Genomic DNA, 21,465 nt, shown 5'->3' with positions numbered 1-21,465 from the left:
AAACATGAAAATAGCTTACATCTCTACCTATCCACCCCGCGAATGCGGTATCGCTACTTTTAATACAAATCTTAAACTGGCCATAGGCGCTAACTTTCCCGACCGTAAAAATATGCTTGACGGCGGCTTTGTTGTTGCCCTTAACGATTCTGAAAATATGCAGGAGTATGAATACCCTGCCGATGTTAAGTACGTTATCCGCCAAAACCATCAAAAGGATTATATCCGTGCCGCAAATTTTATCAATTCCAGCACGGTAGATGCCGTTATCCTGGAGCATGAGTTTGGCATTTACGGTGGGGAAAGCGGTATTTATATTCTACCGCTTATTAATAGGTTAGAAAAGCCGCTTATTTCTATTTTACACACCATACTCAAAGAGCCCAGCTATGTACAGCGTATCATCATCCGTGAAATTGCCGAGCAATCGTCAAAGATCGTTGTGATGAGTAAACGTGCTGTTGAGTTCCTTACCAATATTTATGATGTACCGGTAGATAAAATACAGATCATTGAGCACGGTGTACCAGACCTGGAAGCGCCGACTGTAAACCCGGTAAAGAGTTTAAGCCAGTTTAAAAATCATCGTGTATTATTAACGTTTGGTTTGTTAAGCCGAAACAAAGGTTTAGAAACGGTTGTAAAAGCCCTCCCAAAAATTGTAGAAAAACACCCGGATGTAATGTACGTGGTATTGGGAAACACCCACCCCGGCGTAATTAAAAACTCCGGAGAAGAGTACCGTGACCACCTGAAAAGCCTGGCCGCTCAGCTAAAAGTATCACAGCATTTATCGTTCATTAATAAGTTTGTGGCCGAGGATGAACTGATCGATTACCTTACCGCTACCGAAATATATGTAACCCCATACCTAAATGAGGCCCAGATAACCAGCGGTACATTATCGTACGCTGTGGGCGCTGGTGCGGCCGTGGTATCTACACCTTATTGGCATGCCGAAGAACTATTGGACAATAACAGGGGCCGCCTGTTCGATTTTAAAGACTCGGACCAACTGGCCGATACTATAAATGAACTGCTGGACAATGAAGAGGTATTGAATGAACTGAAAGATAACGCTTATGAATATGGCCGCCACCTGCGCTGGCCGGTTGTAGGCGCCGAATACATCCGCGTAGCGCAAGAAGCATCTGTTAATCACGATTTTAGTGATAAGATCCTGAAAAACAGCATTGTTGATCCGGAGATTTTACCCAAATTCAGTCTGCAGCATGTACTGCGTTTAACAGACGATACCGGTATTGTACAGCATGCTAAGTATGGTATCCCAAATTTAAAAGAGGGTTACTGCCAGGATGATAACGTACGGGCGCTAATCATGGCACTGATGGCCTACCAGCGTAATAAAAGTGAAGAGGCCTTTAAACTGCTGCCCATCTACCTCAGCTTTATCCATTACATGCAGACCGAGGATGGTAATTTCCGTAACTTCCTGAGCTTTAGCAGGCAATACCTGGATGAGGTGGGTTCAGAAGATTCTTTTGGCCGTACCATTTGGGCGCTGGGCCATCTGATCAGCTGTGCGGCAAGTAACTCATACCGCGAATTCGCTGTCGAAATCTTCCACAAATCGGTTAAACACTTTGAGAAATTAGAACATATCCGTGGTATTGGCAACACTATTATCGGTGTGAGTTTGTACCTGCAGGCTTTCCCTACCGATGAGGGTATGCAGCAGGAACTGGTAAAACTTACCCAACCGCTGATTGACGCATATGATAATACCCGGAGTGATGATTGGGAGTGGTTCGAAGAAAAAATGACCTACGATAATGCGATTATGCCTTTGGCCCTGCTACATTCCTGTGAAATAACTGGTAATGAGCGCGCTAAGGAAATCGCGCTAAAAACGATGGCGTTTTTAGACGAGCTCACCTTATCTAACGGCTATTTAAGCCCTGTTGGTAATGAAGGCTGGTACAGCCGCGGTGGCAAATTCCCGGTTTACGACCAGCAGGCCATTGAAACAATGGCAATGGTGCTGATGCATTTCCAGGCATACCAGATTTTCCGCAAACCTGAGTACATCGAAAAAATGTTCCTGTCATACAAATGGTTCCTGGGCGAAAATTCGTTGCGCGCGCCACTGTATGACCATGAAACCAAAGGCTGCTGCGACGGCTTGTTGCCAACCGGAATTAACCGGAACCAGGGCGCCGAAAGCACACTGGCTTATATGATATCCCATCTTACTGTTTTAAAAGCATTTGAGCTGGAATACGAGTACAACAAGATGGACCAGGTACAAGTTAAGCTTTGCTAAGGCTATGAAAGCAGCCATATTAGCTCCCGTTGCCTGGCGCACACCGCCCAGGCACTACGGCCCGTGGGAACAGGTAGCCAGCAACATTGCCGAAGGCCTTATTAAACACGGTGTTGATGTAACCCTTTTTGCCACCGGCGATTCAATCACCGCAGGCACATTGCAATCTGTATGCGCGCAAGGTTATGAGGAAGACCGCAGCCAGGATGCTAAGGTGCTGGAGTGCCTGCACATCAGCAACCTGATGGAACAAGCCGGTGATTTCGACATCATTCATAACAACTTTGATTTTTTGCCGCTTAGCTATACGGGGCTGATCAAAACGCCGGTGATTACAACAATCCATGGTTTTTCGTCGCAGCGAATTATACCGGTTTATAAAAAATATAATAAGCGCGGGCATTATGTGTCCATCAGCAATGCCGACCGCAGCCCGGAGCTTGATTATCTTGCCACTGTTTACAATGGCCTGGATACCAAAGATTTTAATTTCACCGAAAAGCCGAACGATTACCTGGTGTATTTCGGCCGCATCCATCACGATAAAGGCGCTGCAGAGGCAATAGAAATTGCTAAGAAAAGCAACCGTAAATTGTTGATGGCAGGTATCATTCAGGATGAGAATTACTGGCGCGAAAAAGTTGAACCACATCTAAACGACCAGATTCAATACGTTGGCCAGGCAGGCCCCGAGAAGCGTAATGATCTTTTGGGCAATGCTGCCGCGTTACTCCATCCTATCAACTTCGCAGAACCATTTGGTATGAGCATAGCCGAATCGATGCTTTGCGGCACCCCTGTAATAGCATTTAACAAAGGCTCCATGCCCGAACTGATTCAGGACGAAAAAACAGGTTTCCTGGTAAGTACGGTTGATGAAGCTGTTGAAGCTATTGAACAATTGGGCACTATTAACCGAAATGACTGCTCTGAATGGGCCAAATCGAAATTTTCTAAAGAGAAAATGGCCGCCGACTATTTTGAGTTATATAAAAAGATCCTGGGATAAGGCCTGTTAAGTTGATTTGTCATCGTAAGTAGTACGGGTAACTTCGCTGAGAGCAAGACGAATAATTTTATCGCGTAACTTTGCTTTTTGCATTGATGTAACATATAACAGTTGCGCAGTATTTAATAGTATCGTATATGAAATGGATCTGCTGTATTGGTGTCTCATTCCTGTTATCCGGGTGTATCCCGGCAGACAGGTTAAAAAGTGTATCTGTGGCAGTTGGATACTGTCCGGGAGCCTGCGGTTTAACCGCTGTGGAGATCAAGCGTTCATTAGATTATCACTACTATGGCGATAACAATGCTGTACTTAAGGGATACTACGAAGGCCGTTTTCCCGAAAGGGACTGGCAGCAATTAGAAAGCAAGATACAGCAGATAAACTTAATTAAACTCCAACCAACCCGTGGTCGTGGCGGGGAGGAAAAGATGATTGAACTGATCATCACCGAGCAGGGCCAAAGTACTCACCTCAAATGCGACTACCCAAATCTGCCTAACGTTCTAAAACCGTTGGTGAACAGCCTTTTAGAGAGCAACAAAACAGTAAAGCTCACTAAAATGAGTGAGCTTTACCCTTTTCGTACCAACTTTCAGGACCCGGAAACTTTTGGTAAACCAAATCGGGATCGCCGTGCACCGGCAAATTATTAATCAATACCGTCTTCTTTAAATTTCGCTAAAAGCTCATCAAGATCTACCTCGGCAAATGAGGTTGATGAATCGGAAATACCGTATGGAATAATCAGCTTATTGTTATGCACTATTGACCCGCAGGAATAAAGCACATTAGGTACATAACCTTCACGCTCATCACTATTCGGGATCAACAGGGGTTCTTTTAGGCGCCCGATCTCCACAGCAGGATCATCCAGTTTTAGTAAACTTGCACCCAGCACATAACGCCGCATCGGGCCCACACCGTGAGTGATTACTATCCAGCCGTCTTTTGTCTCAATTGGCGACCCGCAATTACCTATCTGCACAAATTCCCAGCTAAATTTCGGTTTCTGAAGCAGCTCCGGTTTAGCCCAAATGTTGATCTTGTCCGAGTACATGATGTAATTATTGCAACCATCAATACGGGAGATCATGGCATAACGGCCGTTTATTTTACGCGGGAAAAGCGCCAGGTTCTTATTCTGCGCTCCATCGCCGTATAAAGGCATTATTTTAAAGTTGTAAAAGTCTGTTGTTTGCAACAACTTCGGCATGATAAGCGATCCATCGTATGCGGTGTAGGTAGCGTAATATACCGAGCTGCCATCGTCGTTAACAAACTGCACAAAACGGGCATCTTCAATACCTTTACGCTCATATTCAGATATCGGGAAGATCACACGGTCGGATATATCGGTATCCAGAGAAAACACGATTTCGTAGTAAGAATCGGCCAGCCAAAGCACTTTATCGTACTCCAGCTTTTTCATATCGCTTTCCTGCAACTTTTGCGAATCGAGAATGATACGGCGCAGGTTAGCGTACTCAAAGTGGTGGTCCAGCTTGCTTTCCAATTCGCTCAGGATATCAATATTGATCTGAGTGATGGCTGCTTTCTCGAAAAATAGTTTTTTGTTATACACCGCGTTGCGCACTATCTCGGCTTCGTCAATGTAATTACCTGCCGGCAAAACGGTTATTTGGTTGTCCTTGTCAATCAACGCCCTTCTGAAAGTTATCGAAGAGATATGCCCCTCGCCCACTGCGCGGAAACTGATCACCACGCGGCGCTGCCCTTCTTCCAGTTCTGCCTGATCCGGATCTTCTACGATCGAAGGGTTAAAAAATGCCGCTGATTCGATAGAATATTCATGCGTAAAGTAAGAACCGATCAGCAGCTTGCGGTTAACGGTAAGGGTATCAAAATCTATCCCTAATTCAGCTATCAGCGGCTTTAATTTACTGCAGTGACGGTTTAAAACACGGGTAATATTACGGTGGCGTTTAGAGTATTCCTGCAATAGTGGCGATATGATGCTAAAAGCCGTTTCTTCACTTATGTTCATCACCCGCTCCAAAACTTCTTTAGCACGGTCATTCCCGTTAAAGAAAAATCTGGCAATTACACGTTTCGGATCGGGATTTACTCTGATGGGTTTTCGTTCGATGGAAAGTCTCATGCTGTAGAAAGATACGTTTAAATGTTTTAACACCATTAAAGGTGAATTGATTTGGATAATTTAATAAAGGTGGCAAGGTTAAAAATATTTGCAACATGTTGGCTCAAAAATTTTAAATTCCTTTATAGCCGTTATATCATCCTGTTACGCTTAATGAGATATTCGCGCAGAATTTGATTGTAGCCTTGGCTGATATCGGCATCCACCATATCGATATGGTATTGCGCGCACTTAAGTTCAAGCTGGTGCCGGTATTCTTTTAATGATGCGATGTAGCTGTCGCGGATCTTGTTGGGGTGTACCCGTACCTGCTCGCCCGTTTCTATATCAACAAAGTGATGCGGCCGGTTGTCAAAGTCGAAATCAACCTCCTGCTGTTTGCTGGTTACGTTAAATATTACAACCTCGTGCTTCTTATATTTAAGGTGCTGTATTGCGGCAAAAAGGGCGTTCATTTTTTCGGCATTCATGCTGTTTTCAAGCATATCACTAAAAATGATCACCATAGAGCGTTGATGAATTTCGGCAGCTACATGATGCAGCGTTTGCGCAATATTGGTAGCAGTACCCGCTTTTGGATTATTATAAACCCGTTCCAGTTCGGCATACAAATAAAACAGGTGAGCCGATGTTGAGCGGGCGGGGCTCATCCAATCCATCTTGTCAGAAAAAAGGCAGAGGCCAAAAGCATCGCGCTGTTTTTTAAACAAATACATCAATGAGGCTATTGCATAAACCGAAAATTGCAGCTTATTGATCCCAACCTCAGGGAAGTTCATAGATGATGAGGTATCCAGCAGCAGGTAGCAGCGCAGATTGGTTTCTTCTTCATACTGTTTCACAAACAACTTATCGGTACGGGCCAGCAACTTCCAATCTATGTTTTTTACAGATTCGCCGCTGTTGTATAGCCGGTGCTCGGCAAATTCTACAGAAAAGCCATGAAAGGGGCTTTGGTGCAGTCCGGTTATGAAACCTTCAACCACCTGCCGGGCAAGCAATTCCAAATTGGCCAGTTGCCGGACGTGCTGATCATTACTGAGTTTGGGCATTAAGGCCAAGTTAATAAAAATCTTTAACGCTTATTGGCCATGCATATTACTGCTAAAACCGGGTATAAAACGCCAGCTGCACAACATGGTTAATAGTGTGCGACGTTGCGAGGTTGGTATATTGGTTTAGGTAGCCCACCTCCACGTCAACCTCTTTGCGCAAACGATAACCCAAAGCAACATACGTCCGGTTTTGGTCGAAAAGATGGGTGTTTACTTTGTCCTTGTTCTGTATGTTCACAAAAATCTCGTTTTGTAACGCCAGAAAAGAGCCTTGCGTAAAGGTACTATCGTGCTTAAAAGGCAAAACCGCGCGCGCAAAGTAGCGCAGGCGCTGGGAAAAATAATGGTTGTTAAGGTTAGTGGTATTTCCCAGGAAACGCTGTTCTAACCTAAAACGATGCTGCAGGCTACTGATCTTACCAATTTTTGTATTGATGATGAGTTGTTCCCATATGCGACTTTCGGGGCGGAAAGTTTCTGCACCGGAAGCAGTTCGGCCGTTTGTAGTAACATAGGCATAACCCAGCGCCGCCATTTTATTTTTATCGAAATAATAATTGATAGACGGGCGCAGGAGGATATTCCGCAAGTAATCAAAATGATTTGCCGAACGGAATTGCCCGTCGAAAGATGCGCCCCAGTGCCTGGAGAACCGTTGTGTGTGGAATAATGCCCCCCAGCCCGAAAATTGATTTTCCTGCGCCATCAATTTAACTGGCGCCAACAATGCAACAAACAGCATTGTTGCCAAAACTCTTTTTGTCATAAATAAAACGATTGAAATTAGCTGCCGGTAATTGCAAGGGGGCTTTTGCATCGGCAGGACTTCAAAAATAAAACAATATGCTGAATTAGTCTTTAAATTTTGCTAATCGTTTACGGCCAAGGTCATAAGTAAGCCGGAATGCCTGTTGGTTACTGCCGCTACTCTCCGGCGTTTGATGGAAGCTAAGAATAAACTGTCCGCGTAAACCCTGGTAAAGAAATGGCGTGTAAATAATATCCAGCCGGTTATAGGTTTTGTACCGGTAGTAAGCATCGCCGTAGGTAATGTTATGGCCCTGCCCTTTGTAAAATTCATCAAATAAGGCAAAACGTTTATAGCTTAAATAGGCATTAGCCACAAAACCTGTAGGTTTTTGAAAACCGTCAATGCCTCGGGTACGCTCTAAAGACATCATGCCCCCTGCTTCCACACTAAGGGAATCTAAAAAGGTTTTATGGCTGAAATTTGCACCTGCTTTAATTTGTATAGCGCCGTTATCCTGAATATGGTCATTAGGAATAGCAATGGCCGGGCCGGCATCATGTAGTAAAAAAAAGTAATGGGCAAGATAAATCGGCCCTTTTAACACCGGCTGATATTTGCCAGAGAAACCGAACAGGAACTGCTCGCGGTCTATATTGGTTTGGCGGCTTACCCAATCAATCCAAATGGTTTCGGTAACATGATCATTATGAAATTTAGTGAGTAACCCTTCAACGTTAGGGTGAAAGTAACGCAGCGTATCATTTAGCATAGCACGCGGATAATCAGTCAGCAAACCCTCCCGCGGGAATTCACCTGCATTAAACAGCCACTTCTTGCCGGTAAAGCTGTAATATGCCACCGGGTTAACCTTAGCAAAAAACGGCGAAGCGCCAAATTCATGCAGCGCATTTACACCCACAATAAAATGATGCATACTATCCAGGTTAAGGCCTACATCCAGCGCCAAACGGGTTCCGGAGTAAGTACGCGAGCGCAATACAAATTCTTTGTACTCACGGTTGTCGAAAAAGCCAAGGCCGTTAAAGTGCACATCTACGGTTTGGGCTAGCGTGGCGCCGGTGCTTAGTACAGTTACAATTATCAGGAGGTAGATCTTTTTTATCATTCGGTTAACTTTATTCAACTGTGAATTTTATAAGCCGGCTGTTCTTACTGCCAGCGAATGGCTCCGTACGTACGGAAAAGAACAACAGGTAATTGCCTTTTTTTGCAGGCGCGGTTAATTTAAATGTATAACGCGCTTTTTGTCCGCCAGGTAGCGCTATCTGGTTAAACGTATCGCCGGCTTGCTGCACATCCACTAGGTCATCTCCTTTAAAAAGGCAGCTCTCCAGCGTAACCGGATGCGTTTGCCCAACGTTGGTAAAATTAACTGCAATTGGGTAGGGATTGGTTATAGCAAGGTCAAATTGCAACTTTTGTCCGGGGTGGACTTTATGCTTATCTGCCTTGCTGTCGATAATTATTTTTTGATAGGTGCGGGCATCGTTTACCCATCCGCCATACCAGGTACCGGCTGCGCATTTGACGCTATCTGTAGTTAGGCCGCTAACCTTACTTTGCAAAAGATAGTAAACACGCTGGTGTTGCAGACTGTCCTCCATCGGCCAGATATCAAACATGGTACGCCCATAGTACTTGGAGTCATATGCAAACCCTTTCAACGACCGTGTATAGTATGAATATTTAGATGGGTTTTGGAAGCCCTCGTCCATCGCTACAAAAGCATTACCTGCCTTTTGATGTACCAGGTTAGCCCATTCGTGAAAACCGAAATAACTTTTCAATGCCTCTACTTTTTTTACCACTGGTAATCCGCTCATCAGCGCAAAACGGATAAAAAGTATGATTGCTATATTTGCGATAGCCAGTGGCTGTAACCATTTAGGGTAACTCGCCTGCCTTGAAAGCCCGATTAGCACCAGGGCAACTAATGGCACAAAAGCAATTAGGGTATAATGCGGCTGTACATTCACTTTAAGCGTGTTGAATAAAAAGAAGCCGAACGTACCTACGACATTCACAAACAAAGTGCGGGTAAATATATCTGTTACCTTAGTAGTAAGACCTTTGTAGAACAAATACCATCCAATAAGCGCACCGCCTAAAGCCAACTGCCCGCCGACGAATACATAGATGAAGGAAAAATCATAACCGCCCTCTGGCGAGCGCTCGAAAAGCTGATAGTTGATTGCAGGGAAGTTGTGGGCCTGCTGCCATAAAATATGCGGAGTGTACAGCACCACACCGGTAACAAGTGCCAGGTAAAATGTTTTACGAGTAAATAGCTTCCAGTTAGCCAGTACTGTAAACCCAATAAGTAACACCCCATGATATTTACTATATAACAAGCAGGCCGTAATTATACCGATAGCCAAAGCCGTAAGCCAGCTATCCTTTTCCAGGTATTTTTGATAGCAATAGTAAAACAGCACTGCAAAAAAGAACAGCGGCGCATCAGGAGTGCTGGTAAAGCCGTACACATGAAAAACCAAAATACCAGACACCAGCAGGATAAACCAGCGGGCACTTACCGCATATTTTTTTACGATAAGCCATAACAGGAATATTGCTAAACTACTGCTTAGTACGGTTAGCAAACGCAAACCTAATTCATTGGGAATTAGGGCATCGCCAAATTTGATGAACAGCGCCACCATTGGCGGGTGATAAAAATATCCCCAATCCAGCTTACGGGCAAACAGCCAATAGTAAGCTTCGTCGGCATGCAGCTCAAGGGTGTAAGCCTGTAAAGCATTCAAAACGGTCCAGCATAATATGAAATACCATATCGTTTTATCAGCGTGTACAGATTTGCTTGCCGTAATAGATGTCATTATAGATGATGAACCACAAAGTTAAAATAAAAGCAGTAACGGTGATAGCAACATAATTAACCGCCTGTTTGCATATTGTCCTGTCTATTCCGCAGAAAAATTCAATATTTGATCTATGATTGATAAACAGATAGACATTATAAGGCAGCCGCGCCTCAAGATTATTGAGATAATCAAACATTTCAGTCTTGAGCAGCTTAACCAAATCCCCGATGGGTTTAGTAACAACATCATCTGGAATTTGGGGCACATGATAGCCGCACAACAAGGCATATGTTACAAGCGCACAGGTTTAGAAACGTGGGTTAACGACACATTCTTCCAGGCCTATAAACCGGATACCAAGCCCAACGGATTGGTTGATGCCGATGGTCTGCAAGAAATTGTTACTTTATTGAGTAGCAGCCTTGATCAATTGAAACTTGACTACAAGAAAGGAATTTTTGATAACTACCCAACCTGGACCACGCGTTATGGTGTCGAGATAGCCGGGATAGATGATGCCATTAATTTTTTACCCTTTCACGAAGGGCTGCATATTGGGTATGTTATGGCGATACGTAAGTTGGTGTAATAATCAAACTTTGATGGCTATATAATTGCTTTTGATGATATAGCTTATAACAAAAAAAGCCCGGTTATGCCGGGCTTTCATTTTTTTTGTCTATTGATTACACTCCTAATAACAATCTTGCAGGATCTTCCAGTAACTGTTTTACACGTACCAGGAAGCTTACCGACTCACGGCCGTCAATAATGCGGTGATCATATGACAAGGCAAGATACATCATCGGGCGGATAACCACTTGTCCGTTTACGGCAACCGGGCGCTCAATGATGTTGTGCATCCCTAAAATAGCGCTCTGCGGGGAGTTGATGATCGGGGTTGATAACATGGAACCAAACACACCACCATTGGTGATTGTGAAAGTACCGCCGGTCATTTCTTCAATGGTCAGTTTGCTTTCGCGGGCTTTGCCTGCTAAAACAACAATCGCTTTTTCAATTTCGGCAAGGCTCATGCTCTCGGCATTGCGGATAACCGGAACCACCAAACCTTTAGGTGCAGATACAGCAATAGAAATATCAGCAAAGTTGCTGTAAACTACTTCTTCGCCTTCTATACGGGCACCAACAGCCGGCCATTCTTTAAGGGCCTCGGTAACCGCTTTAGTAAAAAACGACATGAAGCCTAAACCTACACCGTGTTTCTCTTTAAATTTATCTTTGTATTTACCGCGTAATTCCATTATAGGTTGCATATCCACTTCGTTAAAAGTAGTTAGCATAGCAGTTTCGTTTTTAACGGCTACCAAACGTTTGGCAACTGTTTTACGTAACGACGACATTTTTTCGCGGCGGTCGCTTCTTGCTCCCTGCGGTGACGGTGCAGCTTGCGGTGCCAAAGCAGCTGGTTTTGCAGCCGGTGCAGCGGCAGGCTGATTTTGTGCATTCAGCGCATCTCCTTTGGTAATACGGCCATCCACACCAGTACCATCAACTGAAGACGGTTGTACGCCTTTTTCGGCAAGGATCTTTGCAGCAGCAGGTGATGGTGTACCGGATGCGTAAGTTGTACCTTTCGACGGAGTAGCCTGCGGCGACTCGTTTGCGGCATCGGCAACGTTTGGAGTTACCGGTGTAGGTTTTGCAGATGTTGGTGCGCCTGCGCCGCCCTCTATAGTACAAACTACCGCACCAATTGGCAAGGTGTCTCCTTCTTTAGCTATGGTTTTTAACGTGCCTGCTTTCTCTGCAGTCAGTTCAAATGTTGCTTTGTCTGATTCCAGCTCAGCAATGGCTTCATCCATTTCTACCTGGTCGCCATCCTTTTTTATCCAGCGGGATAAAGTAACCTCGGTAATAGATTCACCTACTGTAGGCACTTTAATTTCTAAAGAAGCGCTACCGCTTTGATCTGGCGCAGGTGCATAACCATTAGCCGGCACTTCCGGGCTAACGGCTTTGGCAGGCTCATCTTTAGCGGCTACAGGTGCAGCCGGTGCTTTATCGGCAGCAGCGGCAGGCGCAGCAGCCCCGCCATCTTCAATAGTTGCTACCACAGCGCCGATAGCCAGCGTATCGCCTTCGGCAGCAGATAACTTTAAAGTCCCTGCTTTTTCGGCAGTAAGTTCAAAAGTTGCCTTGTCTGATTCCAGCTCGGCAATAACTTCGTCCATTTCCACCTGGTCGCCATCTTTTTTCTTCCAGGCAGATAAGGTTACTTCGGTAATGGATTCGCCTACCGGCGGAACTTTTATTTCTAAACTCATATCTTGTTAAGTATGTTATTTATAGTTTAATGTCTTAATTACTTTAAAGTTTTCACTTTAAGCCATATCATAGAAGCTATATTGCGCATCCCGTTATCGCCCGGATGGGTTGCAACAGCATAATTTTCAAACAAACCCAATGCAAAATTAGATGGATCAAGCATTATCGTTTTAAGTGATACGTAGGGCGGGTACTTTACCATCCTGTCATCAGCCATCCCCGGAAACACTGTGCTAACCCCTACTACAATACAGTTTGGGTTATCTGCCTTAAAATAATTTATAAGCTCCTTATATCTTTGCTCAAAAACATTCAGATCTATATTAGCCTGCAAGTTCTCACCAATCCTCAATATAACCAGGTCCGGATGCGAGTCCTTCAAGCTTTTCAGTTCCTTATTAATATCATATTTTGTGAAATCTAATTCAAACTCTCCAATGTTTTTTACCTGAACTAATACGTCAGGGTTACGTAACTGGAAACTCTTTTTCAAAACGTGCACATAATCCTTATCTGCTGTGCTGGCCGCCATCCCCCAGCTTCCATACCATCCTAACGGCGCATATGGGTCGGTATAGGTTATGCTATTACCTAATATTACTACATTGTTAAATTTTGTCAACGCAGGGGTACTTAAATTTTCTTCGGCAGAAACCGGCTTTTCGACAGGCACCTCCGGATTTTTGATTTCCCCCTGATCTTGTTTTTTACAACTTAATATTAAAAATGGCATAATTGCCACAAATAGCAATTTCCACTTCATGGTTATCAATCGGCGCCGGCATTAGCCATTTTTTCCGTTGTTTTTTTGATGGTTTCTTTAACTGCTTTGCCGGCAGGTGCTTCAAACGCTTTTGCTACAATATGTGCCTGTTGGGCAGCATGCTGTTTTGCAAAACCGGTTGCCGTACTTGCGCCTTCCAAACGCGATATCACCTGCAAATTTAGGTGCCTGTCGTTATGGAACTTGCGGCAAATGTAAGGCCATGCCCCCATGTTTTCCGGCTCTTCCTGCACCCAAACAAATTCGGTGGCCTTTTCATAACGGGCCTTCATTTTCAGGATCTGCTGTATCGGTGTAGGGTATAATTGTTCTACCCGTACAATGGCAACGTCTTTACGTTTATCAACCTGTTGTTTCTCTAACAGGTCGTAGTAGATCTTACCGGTACAAAGCAGCACACGTTTAACCTTTTTAGGTTCAACGTAGCTATCGTCTATCACCTCAAAGAATTTACCGGCGGTAAAGTCACTCATAGGCGATACACATTTAGGGCTGCGTAATAAGCTCTTAGGTGTAAATATGATCAGCGGTTTGCGGAAATCGCGGTGCATCTGCCTTCTTAAAATATGGAAGAAGTTTGCCGGGGTTGAGCAATTGGCTACCTGGATATTATCGTCGGCACAAAGCTCTAAAAAGCGCTCTACACGTGCAGATGAGTGCTCCGGACCCTGGCCTTCATAACCATGCGGCAATAACATCACCAAACCGTTACCACGCTGCCATTTAGTTTCGGCACTGGCAATATACTGGTCTACAATGATCTGCGCACCGTTAAAGAAATCGCCAAACTGCGCTTCCCAAATGGTTAACGCGTTAGGGTTGGCCAGCGCATAGCCGTATTCAAAACCTAATACGCCGTACTCAGATAACAGCGAATTAAATATGCTCAGTTTAGCTTCGGTATCTATCGTTTCTAAAGGCGTATATTCATCTTCCGAATCAACCAGCGTTAATACGGCGTGGCGGTGCGAAAAAGTACCGCGTTTAACATCCTCGCCGCTTAGCCTAACCGGGTAGCCTTCTTTTAATAAGGTACCATAAGCCAGCAATTCGCCCATTGCCCAGTCAAACACTTTGGTTTTGTTAACCATTACATTGCGGTCCTCAAACAATTTCTCAATTTTTTTGAAGAACGCTTTTCCTGCAGGCAGGGTAGTAAGTTTGTTACCGATCTCAACAATGTCTTCTTCTTTTGCAGAAGTATCTATCGCGCTGATCAGTTCTTTATGATTGGCCAGGTGCAGGCCGCTCCACGCGCCCTCAAACATGGCTATCGTGTCGGTAAACCTTTCCTCGGCTTTAGACTCATCCAGCATTTGCTGCAACTCAGCACGGAAATCTTTTTCCAGTTGTTTTGCATAACCTTCGTCAATGGTTTTTTCGCCTACCAGTTTTTTAATATAGATCTGTAACGGGTTAGGGTGCGCCTCAATAGCCTTGTATAGTACCGGCTGGGTAAATTTAGGCTCATCGGCCTCGTTGTGGCCATAGCGGCGGTAGCAAAGAATGTCTATAAACACATCCTCGTTAAATACCTGGCGATATTCCATAGCCAGGTTTATAACATAAACCAATGCTTCTACATCATCACCATTTACGTGGAAAACCGGCGAAAGAACCGTTTTAGCCACATCTGTACAATAGGTACTTGAGCGGGCATCTTTATAGTTAGTGGTAAACCCTATCTGGTTGTTAATAACCAGGTGCACGGTACCGCCTGTGCGGTAACCGTCCAGTTTTTCCATCTGTAAAACCTCATAAACAATTCCCTGGCCTGCTACAGATGCATCACCATGTATCAATATCGGGGCGATTTTAGAATGGTCGCCATTATATTTAAAGTCGATTTTTGAGCGGGTGATCCCTTCAACCACCGGATCTACCGCTTCTAAGTGCGATGGATTAGGGCAAAGGCTCAGGTGAACATTTTTACCTTCTTTGGTTTTAACGTCTGTCGAAAAGCCTAAGTGATATTTAACGTCACCACCAAATGGTGATTCCGAATCGTAATTTTTACCTTCAAATTCCGAGAAAACCTCTTTATAGGTCTTCTCCATAATGTTGGTCAAAACATTTAAACGGCCGCGGTGCGCCATCCCGATTATAAACTCTTCGATACCCAGCTGCGATCCCTTTTTGATCACAGAATCCAGTGCTGGGATCAATGCCTCGGCACCTTCCAGCGAAAACCGTTTTTGCCCCAGGAATTTTGTGCCCAGGAAATTTTCAAACACAACAGCTTCGTTCAATTTGGCCAGCATCAGTTTTTTCTCTTCGGCTGTAAATGACGGGGTATTGCGTTTGGTTTCCATCCTGTCCTCAAACCATTTCAGTTTAATAGGATTGCGGATGTAACGGTATTCGGCACCAATGGCCTGGCAGTAAGTGTCTTCTAATAATTGGCGGATATCGCGCAGTTTGGCGGGGCCTATGCCTACTTCAACACCTGCGTTAAACACGGTGTCCATATCGGCTTCGCTTAAGCCAAATGTTTCCAGCTCTTTACCCGGAAAATATTTGCGGCGCTCGCGCACCGGGTTGGTTTTGGTGAATAAATGGCCGCGTGTACGGTATCCATTTATCATATTCATTACATTGATCTCTTTAATAAAGTGTTCTGGTGTTGCGGCAGCTGCGGCGGTTGCTGCAGGCTGCGAACCTTTACCAAAATCAAAGCCTTCAAAAAACTTTTGCCAGCCAAATTCTACTGATTCCGGGTCTTGTTGATATGCTTCGTATAATGAGCTAATGTAGGCTGCGTTTCCGCTATTTATATAATTCAGGCGATCCATGAGAAACCATTGATGTAAACGGTACAAAATTAAGCATAATTAGTGCAAAATGCCCAAAATTAAATGGTATAACTTTCTAATTATGTTTTTAGTTTGATTTACATAAGGCAATAAAGATTAGCCCGGTTTGCATTTATACTTACCTGTTTAAGGTATATGGCCGGTTATTGACACGATCATTTAACGGCTTCCCGAATGGTGCGGTTAATGAGCCCAAGCAGCGATTGATCGCCTTTGGCATCCTGCAGCAGCTGCCATATCATTACACCACCAGCCGTTTTAAGTGCGAGTTTGGTTTTAGCTTTTATAGTAATCGCACCGTTGTAATAAATAACGCCCCCGCCGGCAACGTTCACCTCATCCAGTTTTTCAGCGCCCGGGTATTGATCTATAATCTGCTGGTACGCCATGCTTTCGGGGGCATTGGCACCAAAGCCGTAACCATAAAAAGGTACACCAAGGGTTAACCTCTGTTTTGCTATGCCGCGTTTGTTATTCCAATAGGCCATATCATCGGCGGCCATATCGTAAGGTGCGTGCTGGCCCGGTCTATCGGGATTCCACGGGCCGGTTTTATCGTAGCACATCACGTTAATAAAGTCGAACTGCGCAAGGGCCTTGTCCGTATACTTGTCTGCATACACAGTTGCTATCGCCGCAGTAATCATCTTTTTTTTAGCTTTAAGGGCCGTCGCAAGCTTTACCACAAAACCTTCGTAATTTTTATCGATCAGGCCACCTTCCAGGTCAACGTCTATCCCGTCCACATCATAATCAACCGTCAATTTTGTAAGCCTGGCAATAAATTCATCCTGTTTATCGCCGTAGATACAACCGGGCAATGATTTACGCGGTGTACCGCCACCAATGGAAAGCAGCACCTTTACTCCTTTTTGATGAGCAATGGCCGTAATCTCTTTTAAGCCCGGCGTTACCGGCAAGTTGCCTGCCGAATCGGGGTTAACAAAGGCGATATTGAGATGCGTAACCTTATCCAGATCAAAGTTGCGGATGGTGGTTGCTACCCGCCGCTGGTTACGGATATAGCCAACTACCCTAAACTTACTACCGGATTGTGCCATTACCCCCTGCGCTATCGGCAGCAATAAAATTACTGTTAACAGGTATCTCAACTTACTCATAAAGCAAAGCTATCATTGTTTGAGAAATTTATATCTGGGTATCAATCTTTTGACAAAAGCAGGCTTCCTATTTTAAACCATCTTGACAGCCACAAGTCATACAGCCGATACCCCGATCATCAAACCTTATTTGCTTTTATGAAAACTACTAAACTTTACGTGAGTGGTGTATTTGTAATGACCTTTTTCTTAACTGCGTGCAGTGTCTTGTCATCAGTAACTTATCTGGGCGATAACTATCCTGCCAACCCCAATGTCGATGTGTTTTATGCTACCAAAGATGTCAAACACGATTACAAGGTTATAGGCCATTTATCAAATTCAATTGTTTTCGGAGAAGACCGTGCAAAACAAGAAGTTTTAGTGAAAGCCCGCAGTGTGGGCGCAGATGGTGTTATATTTACCGGCTTTGGAATTACCCCGGGCAAGGATGGCACTACCACCATAAACGCTGATGCAATAAAATATGCAGATATCGAACGCAGGGAAACAACCAACTAACGGGTGTGTCTGTGCAGGTAATTACGCAAATAGCCACCTGCCTCAACCAAAACAGCAAGTAAGCCAATTATAACCGTAAATTCCTCAAACAGGTTCATATACAAATATATACGTTCGGAGTTAATATTATTGTAGCTACGCAGAAACTTTACCGGCAGTGGCGGTAGCAGGCAACCACGTAGTTATGTATTCGCCTTTGCTCTCTAACTGGGCGGTTGGCTTTGCAGCGTTAAAGTACCGGTTGCTTTTACTATCATTACCTACACCTGCAACAAATGCCCAATTTCCCCAATTGCTGGCCGGCGAATAATCGATCAGTTTTTCTTCAAAGTACAAGGCTCCTCTCGTCCAGTCAACCTTTAAATCTTTCACCAGATAGGTAGCTACGGCCTGCCTGCTATAATTACTGATAAAGCCTGTTGCATTTAGCTCATGCATGGCGGCATCAATATAAGGTACGCCGGTTTGGCCGTTTTTCCACTGCTCAAAAAGGTCGTCCTGGTTAGTTGCTACATCAGGGGCTTCATTGTTAAACCCTTCGGAACGGAAAAACTTTTGCCCGTGCTTTTTAAACATGAACCGAAAGTAGTCGCGCCAAAGTAATTCCAGCATCAAAGGCTCGATATTTTGCAGATGATGTTCGCGCTGAAACTTCACAACCTCCCAATATACCTGCCGGGGCGATATACAACCAACAGCCAGCCATGGTGATAAGCCAGATGAGCAGGTAACCGTGCGGTTTTTTTGAGGCGTATTTTCCAGACAGTTGTTCAAATATGATGTTAGCTGTTGCAAGGCTGCTGTTTCACCGCCGGTAAACGTATTAGTTGCACGCGGGTCGTCAATGGGATCAGGGATGCCCAAATCGGCCAAAGTGGGTAGTTCGCCGGCATCTGTAATCTCGGGCGTGATGATGTGGTCGGGGCTTACAGTGCTTGGCCTTACAGTACTATCGCGCTCTACCTTTTTTTTAAAGGTCACAAAACTATCGGGGATATCTTTTATCGGGAACGGCAGGTCCTCTTTGTGATACATGGTGTGCCCAATAAAATGCTTTAAATTTAGCTTCATCTTCCATAAAGCGGCTTCCACATTTTCAGATATACCGGTCTCATCGGGGGCGACTTCCCGATGATGATAAACCTCACTCACCTGGTATTGCTCTGCTAATAAGGGCAGCAGTTCGGCAGGATCGCCCGTGCGGATCAAAAGATCGGCACCAAAGGCCTGCAAGTTAAGGCGTAGATCGGCAACCGACTCTAGAAGGAAACGTGCCCTGAAACTGCCTGTCTTTAATGCGCCGGATGCGCTGGTTCTGAAGTAAAACGGATCAAAAATAAATACCGGTAAAACTTTGTCAGCTTTGCGCACAGCTTCAGATAATATTTCATTATCGTGGATGCGCAAATCATTCCTAAACCAAACCAGTATCGTTTTATCACTCATATGAACAACTAATCTAAACTTATTTAGATCAGTAACAAAAATGGTGATTATTTATTTCTTCTGCACCGCTCACTACAATATTTGACATCGTCCCAACATTTTTCCCACTTTTTGCGCCAGGTAAAAGGCCTTTGGCAGGTTGCGCAAATTTTAGCTGGCAGCGTTTGTTTATTTCCCTTATGCACTTCGGTTAGTTGTAAATTTAAGCAATCACTTGTAGAACAATGCAATGCACCTAATGTTGTAACATGTAATTATGAATTTTAAAGGGAAGAATATCCTGGTAGCCGGCGGCAGTTCGGGTATCGGGTTGGCAATCGTAAAACAATTAATAGCTAACGGCGCTACGGTTTACAGCGCATCGCGCGGTACATCTAAAGAATGGCCCGCTGGCGTTAAACACATAGCACATGATGTTACCAACGAAGTGAACCAGTTGGCGGGCCAATTACCCGATAAGCTGCACGGCCTGGTTTACTCTGTAGGCAGCATTAATCTCAAACCTTTCAATCGCCTTACCCGCGAGGATTTTTTAACTGACTACCGCCTTAACTTTTTGGGTGCGGCCGAAACAATACAACAATGCCTAAAGGCTTTGCGCGCTACCGATGAAGCTTCGGTAGTTTTGTTTAGCACGGTAGCCGCCACAACAGGGATGGGTTTCCATGCCAGTATCAGTTCGGCAAAGGGGGCTATCAACGGGTTGACGTTATCATTGGCAGCCGAACTTGCGCCTAATAACATCCGCGTAAATGCAATAGCACCATCATTAACAGATACACCGCTTGCAAAAAACCTGCTTAGTACAGATGAGCGGCGCGAATCTTCTGCCAGGCGGCACCCCTTAGGCCGGTTCGGCCAGCCGGATGATATTGCTGCTGCCGCCATGTTCCTACTGTCTGACCAAAGCAGCTGGGTAACCGGGCAAATACTTGGGGTAGACGGCGGGTTGTCAAGCATCAGGCCGCTATAAAATAAGCCTGGCAATTAGCCGTTTAATTATACACAAGCATGATAATTGCATGCGGTACAAGTCGTAACTTTAATATATAAATCCACCATCATATGGCTACTATAGAAAGCATCCAGAAAGCGTATATAGATTTTGTACTTACCGAGGGGCACCAGCCCAAATCGGTGTATGTATTTGCGAAACATAACAACATGGCCGAAGAGGAGTTTTACCGCTACTTCGGCTCGTTTGATGCAATTGAGCAAAGCGTATGGACCGACCTGGCCAATAAAACCATTCTTGAAATAAGGATGCAGGAAGTTTGGGAGCAATACTCGGCAAGGGAAAAAGCACTATCCTTTTTCTACAGCTTTTTCGAACTGCTTAAAGGCAGCCGCAGTTTTGCCGTTTACAGCATTAAAAGCCAACCACGCGGATTAAGCACTCCACGCGTTTTGGATGGCTTGAAAAATGCGTTTGAAAACTTTGCGCAGGAAGTTTTGAACGAAGGCATTGAAAGCGCCGAACTAACCGACCGCAGATTTTTTAGCAAGCGTTACAAAGATGCCCTTTGGATACAGTTTAGCTTTGTGCTGAATTTTTGGATCAATGATAATTCGGCAGGTTTCGAACAAACTGATGAAGCGATTGAAAAAGGTGTCAACGTTACGTTCGATCTTTTCCAGCGCTCGCCTATTGATAACCTGTTCGAGTACGGTAAATTCCTGGCGAAGAACGGCGGCATGAAAGAAAAAATGGGGTTTTGATCCCACTTAATTTGCTACGCCGATTGGCCGGAAGTTTTATAAAGCAATCAATTGAGTAATCATACACAGAACTATAAAGCCTTCCCTGCCGGGGAGCATTTAGCCGGAGTTGACCGGGCGGCATTTGCCGTCATATTTGATATGGACGGCACCCTGGTTGATAATACACCGTTTCATTTCAAGGCCTGGCAGCAATTATTTAAATTACGCAACCTGCCGGAGTTGAGCCACGAAACGTACAAAGCGGAAATAAGCGGTGTACCTATTGCCAACACGGTGAAACGGTACTTTCCTGATGTGGATGACGACGGTGTAAATGCAATTGTTGAAGAGAAGCAGCACCTTTACCAGCAAGCTTTTTTACCCTATCTAAAACCCATCAACGGGTTAGAAAATTTTCTGTCGGAATTAAAAAGCGCCGGTGTTAAAATTGCCCTTGCCACTTCTTCAGACATGGCAGATGTTGATTTTATTTTCAACACCATACCTATCCGGCAGTATTTCGATACGCTTGTTATAGGCAATATGGTTAAAGAACCAAAACCGAGTCCGCAGATATTTTTAAAGGCTGCCGAACTACTAAAGGCCCGCGCCGAAGAGTGCGTGGTGTTTGAAGATTCGACCTCCGGCCTCAAAGCGGGCAATAACGCGGGCATGAAGGTTGTCGGTATCACTACCAGCCATCCGGCCGAAACAGTTGCCAGGGTCGCCAGCCTGGTGATTGACGA

General features: G+C 44.6%; 19 protein-coding genes. 8 read left to right on the top strand and 11 right to left on the bottom strand.

Translation table 11 applies throughout. From position 1 onward, the window contains the following. The first annotated feature begins 4 nt into the window (after positions 1 to 4). The 3 genes from ACE5CV_RS16185 (at position 5) to ACE5CV_RS16175 (ending at position 3,949) form a co-directional block, all read left to right on the top strand. Positions 5 to 2,284 carry a glycosyltransferase gene (locus ACE5CV_RS16185; protein WP_374951234.1) on the top strand — a complete coding sequence of 760 codons (2,280 nt, stop codon included), beginning with the start codon at positions 5 to 7 and terminating at the stop codon, positions 2,282 to 2,284. Positions 2,285 to 2,288: 4 nt separating this feature from the next. Beyond that, on the top strand, positions 2,289 to 3,293 hold the full coding sequence (locus tag ACE5CV_RS16180; protein ID WP_374951233.1) for a glycosyltransferase family 4 protein: 1,005 nt from the start codon (positions 2,289 to 2,291) through the stop codon (positions 3,291 to 3,293). Positions 3,294 to 3,430: 137 nt separating this feature from the next. Beyond that, the gene (locus tag ACE5CV_RS16175; RefSeq protein ID WP_374951232.1) at positions 3,431 to 3,949 is read left to right on the top strand and encodes a DUF6438 domain-containing protein; all 519 of its coding nucleotides are present in this window, start codon (positions 3,431 to 3,433) and stop codon (positions 3,947 to 3,949) included. Here the strand turns inward: ACE5CV_RS16175 and ACE5CV_RS16170 are convergent. The 5 genes from ACE5CV_RS16170 to ACE5CV_RS16150 all read right to left on the bottom strand — a co-directional run bounded on the left by ACE5CV_RS16170 (position 3,946) and on the right by ACE5CV_RS16150 (position 10,079). Next, complete coding sequence (locus ACE5CV_RS16170; protein WP_374951231.1) at positions 3,946 to 5,415, bottom strand: glycoside hydrolase family 130 protein; 1,470 nt, start codon at positions 5,413 to 5,415, stop codon at positions 3,946 to 3,948. The genes ACE5CV_RS16175 and ACE5CV_RS16170 overlap by 4 nt on opposite strands. Before the next feature lie 131 nt (positions 5,416 to 5,546). Next, positions 5,547 to 6,467, bottom strand: coding sequence for a DUF58 domain-containing protein (locus ACE5CV_RS16165; RefSeq protein ID WP_374951230.1), 921 nt, complete (start codon positions 6,465 to 6,467; stop codon positions 5,547 to 5,549). 52 nt (positions 6,468 to 6,519) lie between these two features. After that, positions 6,520 to 7,236: a DUF2490 domain-containing protein gene (locus ACE5CV_RS16160; RefSeq protein WP_374951229.1), complete on the bottom strand. Its 717-nt coding sequence runs from the start codon at positions 7,234 to 7,236 to the stop codon at positions 6,520 to 6,522. An 85-nt stretch (positions 7,237 to 7,321) separates the two neighbouring features. After that, the gene (locus tag ACE5CV_RS16155; RefSeq protein ID WP_374951228.1) at positions 7,322 to 8,347 is read right to left on the bottom strand and encodes a hypothetical protein; all 1,026 of its coding nucleotides are present in this window, start codon (positions 8,345 to 8,347) and stop codon (positions 7,322 to 7,324) included. Between the two features lie 10 nt (positions 8,348 to 8,357). Then, positions 8,358 to 10,079: a glycosyltransferase family 39 protein gene (locus ACE5CV_RS16150; protein WP_374951227.1), complete on the bottom strand. Its 1,722-nt coding sequence runs from the start codon at positions 10,077 to 10,079 to the stop codon at positions 8,358 to 8,360. Positions 10,080 to 10,194: 115 nt separating this feature from the next. On the opposite strand from ACE5CV_RS16150, the gene ACE5CV_RS16145 reads away from it, so the two are divergent. Further along, positions 10,195 to 10,653 carry a DinB family protein gene (locus ACE5CV_RS16145; RefSeq protein ID WP_374951226.1) on the top strand — a complete coding sequence of 153 codons (459 nt, stop codon included), beginning with the start codon at positions 10,195 to 10,197 and terminating at the stop codon, positions 10,651 to 10,653. 97 nt (positions 10,654 to 10,750) lie between these two features. On the opposite strand, the gene odhB is transcribed toward ACE5CV_RS16145, so the two are convergent. The 4 genes from odhB to ACE5CV_RS16125 form a co-directional block, all read right to left on the bottom strand. Then, positions 10,751 to 12,352 carry a 2-oxoglutarate dehydrogenase complex dihydrolipoyllysine-residue succinyltransferase gene (odhB, locus tag ACE5CV_RS16140; protein ID WP_374951225.1) on the bottom strand — a complete coding sequence of 534 codons (1,602 nt, stop codon included), beginning with the start codon at positions 12,350 to 12,352 and terminating at the stop codon, positions 10,751 to 10,753. 38 nt (positions 12,353 to 12,390) lie between these two features. Further along, a complete protein-coding gene (locus ACE5CV_RS16135) occupies positions 12,391 to 13,116 on the bottom strand; it encodes an SGNH/GDSL hydrolase family protein (protein ID WP_374951224.1) in 726 nt (241 codons plus the stop codon). A 5-nt stretch (positions 13,117 to 13,121) separates the two neighbouring features. Further along, positions 13,122 to 15,929 carry a 2-oxoglutarate dehydrogenase E1 component gene (locus ACE5CV_RS16130; RefSeq protein ID WP_374951223.1) on the bottom strand — a complete coding sequence of 936 codons (2,808 nt, stop codon included), beginning with the start codon at positions 15,927 to 15,929 and terminating at the stop codon, positions 13,122 to 13,124. Positions 15,930 to 16,105: 176 nt separating this feature from the next. Beyond that, positions 16,106 to 17,071, bottom strand: a complete 966-nt coding sequence (locus ACE5CV_RS16125; RefSeq protein WP_374951222.1) for a glycosyl hydrolase family 18 protein — start codon at positions 17,069 to 17,071, stop codon at positions 16,106 to 16,108. Between the two features lie 138 nt (positions 17,072 to 17,209). Between ACE5CV_RS16125 and ACE5CV_RS16120 the strand changes: the two genes are divergently transcribed. Next, positions 17,210 to 17,572 (top strand): hypothetical protein, encoded by a 363-nt coding sequence (locus ACE5CV_RS16120; RefSeq protein ID WP_374951221.1) that lies wholly within the window; start codon positions 17,210 to 17,212, stop codon positions 17,570 to 17,572. A 135-nt stretch (positions 17,573 to 17,707) separates the two neighbouring features. Here ACE5CV_RS16120 and ACE5CV_RS16115 read toward each other — a convergent pair whose 3' ends face one another. Beyond that, positions 17,708 to 19,018, bottom strand: a complete 1,311-nt coding sequence (locus ACE5CV_RS16115) for a DASH family cryptochrome (protein WP_374951220.1) — start codon at positions 19,016 to 19,018, stop codon at positions 17,708 to 17,710. Positions 19,019 to 19,065: 47 nt separating this feature from the next. Next, a complete protein-coding gene (locus ACE5CV_RS16110) occupies positions 19,066 to 19,203 on the bottom strand; it encodes a DUF2256 domain-containing protein (RefSeq protein WP_374951312.1) in 138 nt (45 codons plus the stop codon). A gap of 71 nt (positions 19,204 to 19,274) precedes the next feature. Between ACE5CV_RS16110 and ACE5CV_RS16105 the strand changes: the two genes are divergently transcribed. From ACE5CV_RS16105 to ACE5CV_RS16095, 3 genes are all read left to right on the top strand, one after another. Continuing rightward, the gene (locus ACE5CV_RS16105) at positions 19,275 to 19,991 is read left to right on the top strand and encodes an SDR family NAD(P)-dependent oxidoreductase (protein WP_374951219.1); all 717 of its coding nucleotides are present in this window, start codon (positions 19,275 to 19,277) and stop codon (positions 19,989 to 19,991) included. 92 nt (positions 19,992 to 20,083) lie between these two features. Next, positions 20,084 to 20,737 (top strand): TetR family transcriptional regulator C-terminal domain-containing protein, encoded by a 654-nt coding sequence (locus ACE5CV_RS16100; protein ID WP_374951218.1) that lies wholly within the window; start codon positions 20,084 to 20,086, stop codon positions 20,735 to 20,737. A 51-nt stretch (positions 20,738 to 20,788) separates the two neighbouring features. Continuing rightward, positions 20,789 to 21,465: HAD family hydrolase (locus tag ACE5CV_RS16095; protein ID WP_374951217.1), on the top strand; the 677-nt coding region annotated here is incomplete at its 3' end.

The organism is Mucilaginibacter sp., assembly GCF_964263795.1.
Lineage (GTDB): Bacteria > Bacteroidota > Bacteroidia > Sphingobacteriales > Sphingobacteriaceae > Mucilaginibacter.
This window is presented reverse-complemented; position numbering and strand designations above follow the sequence as displayed.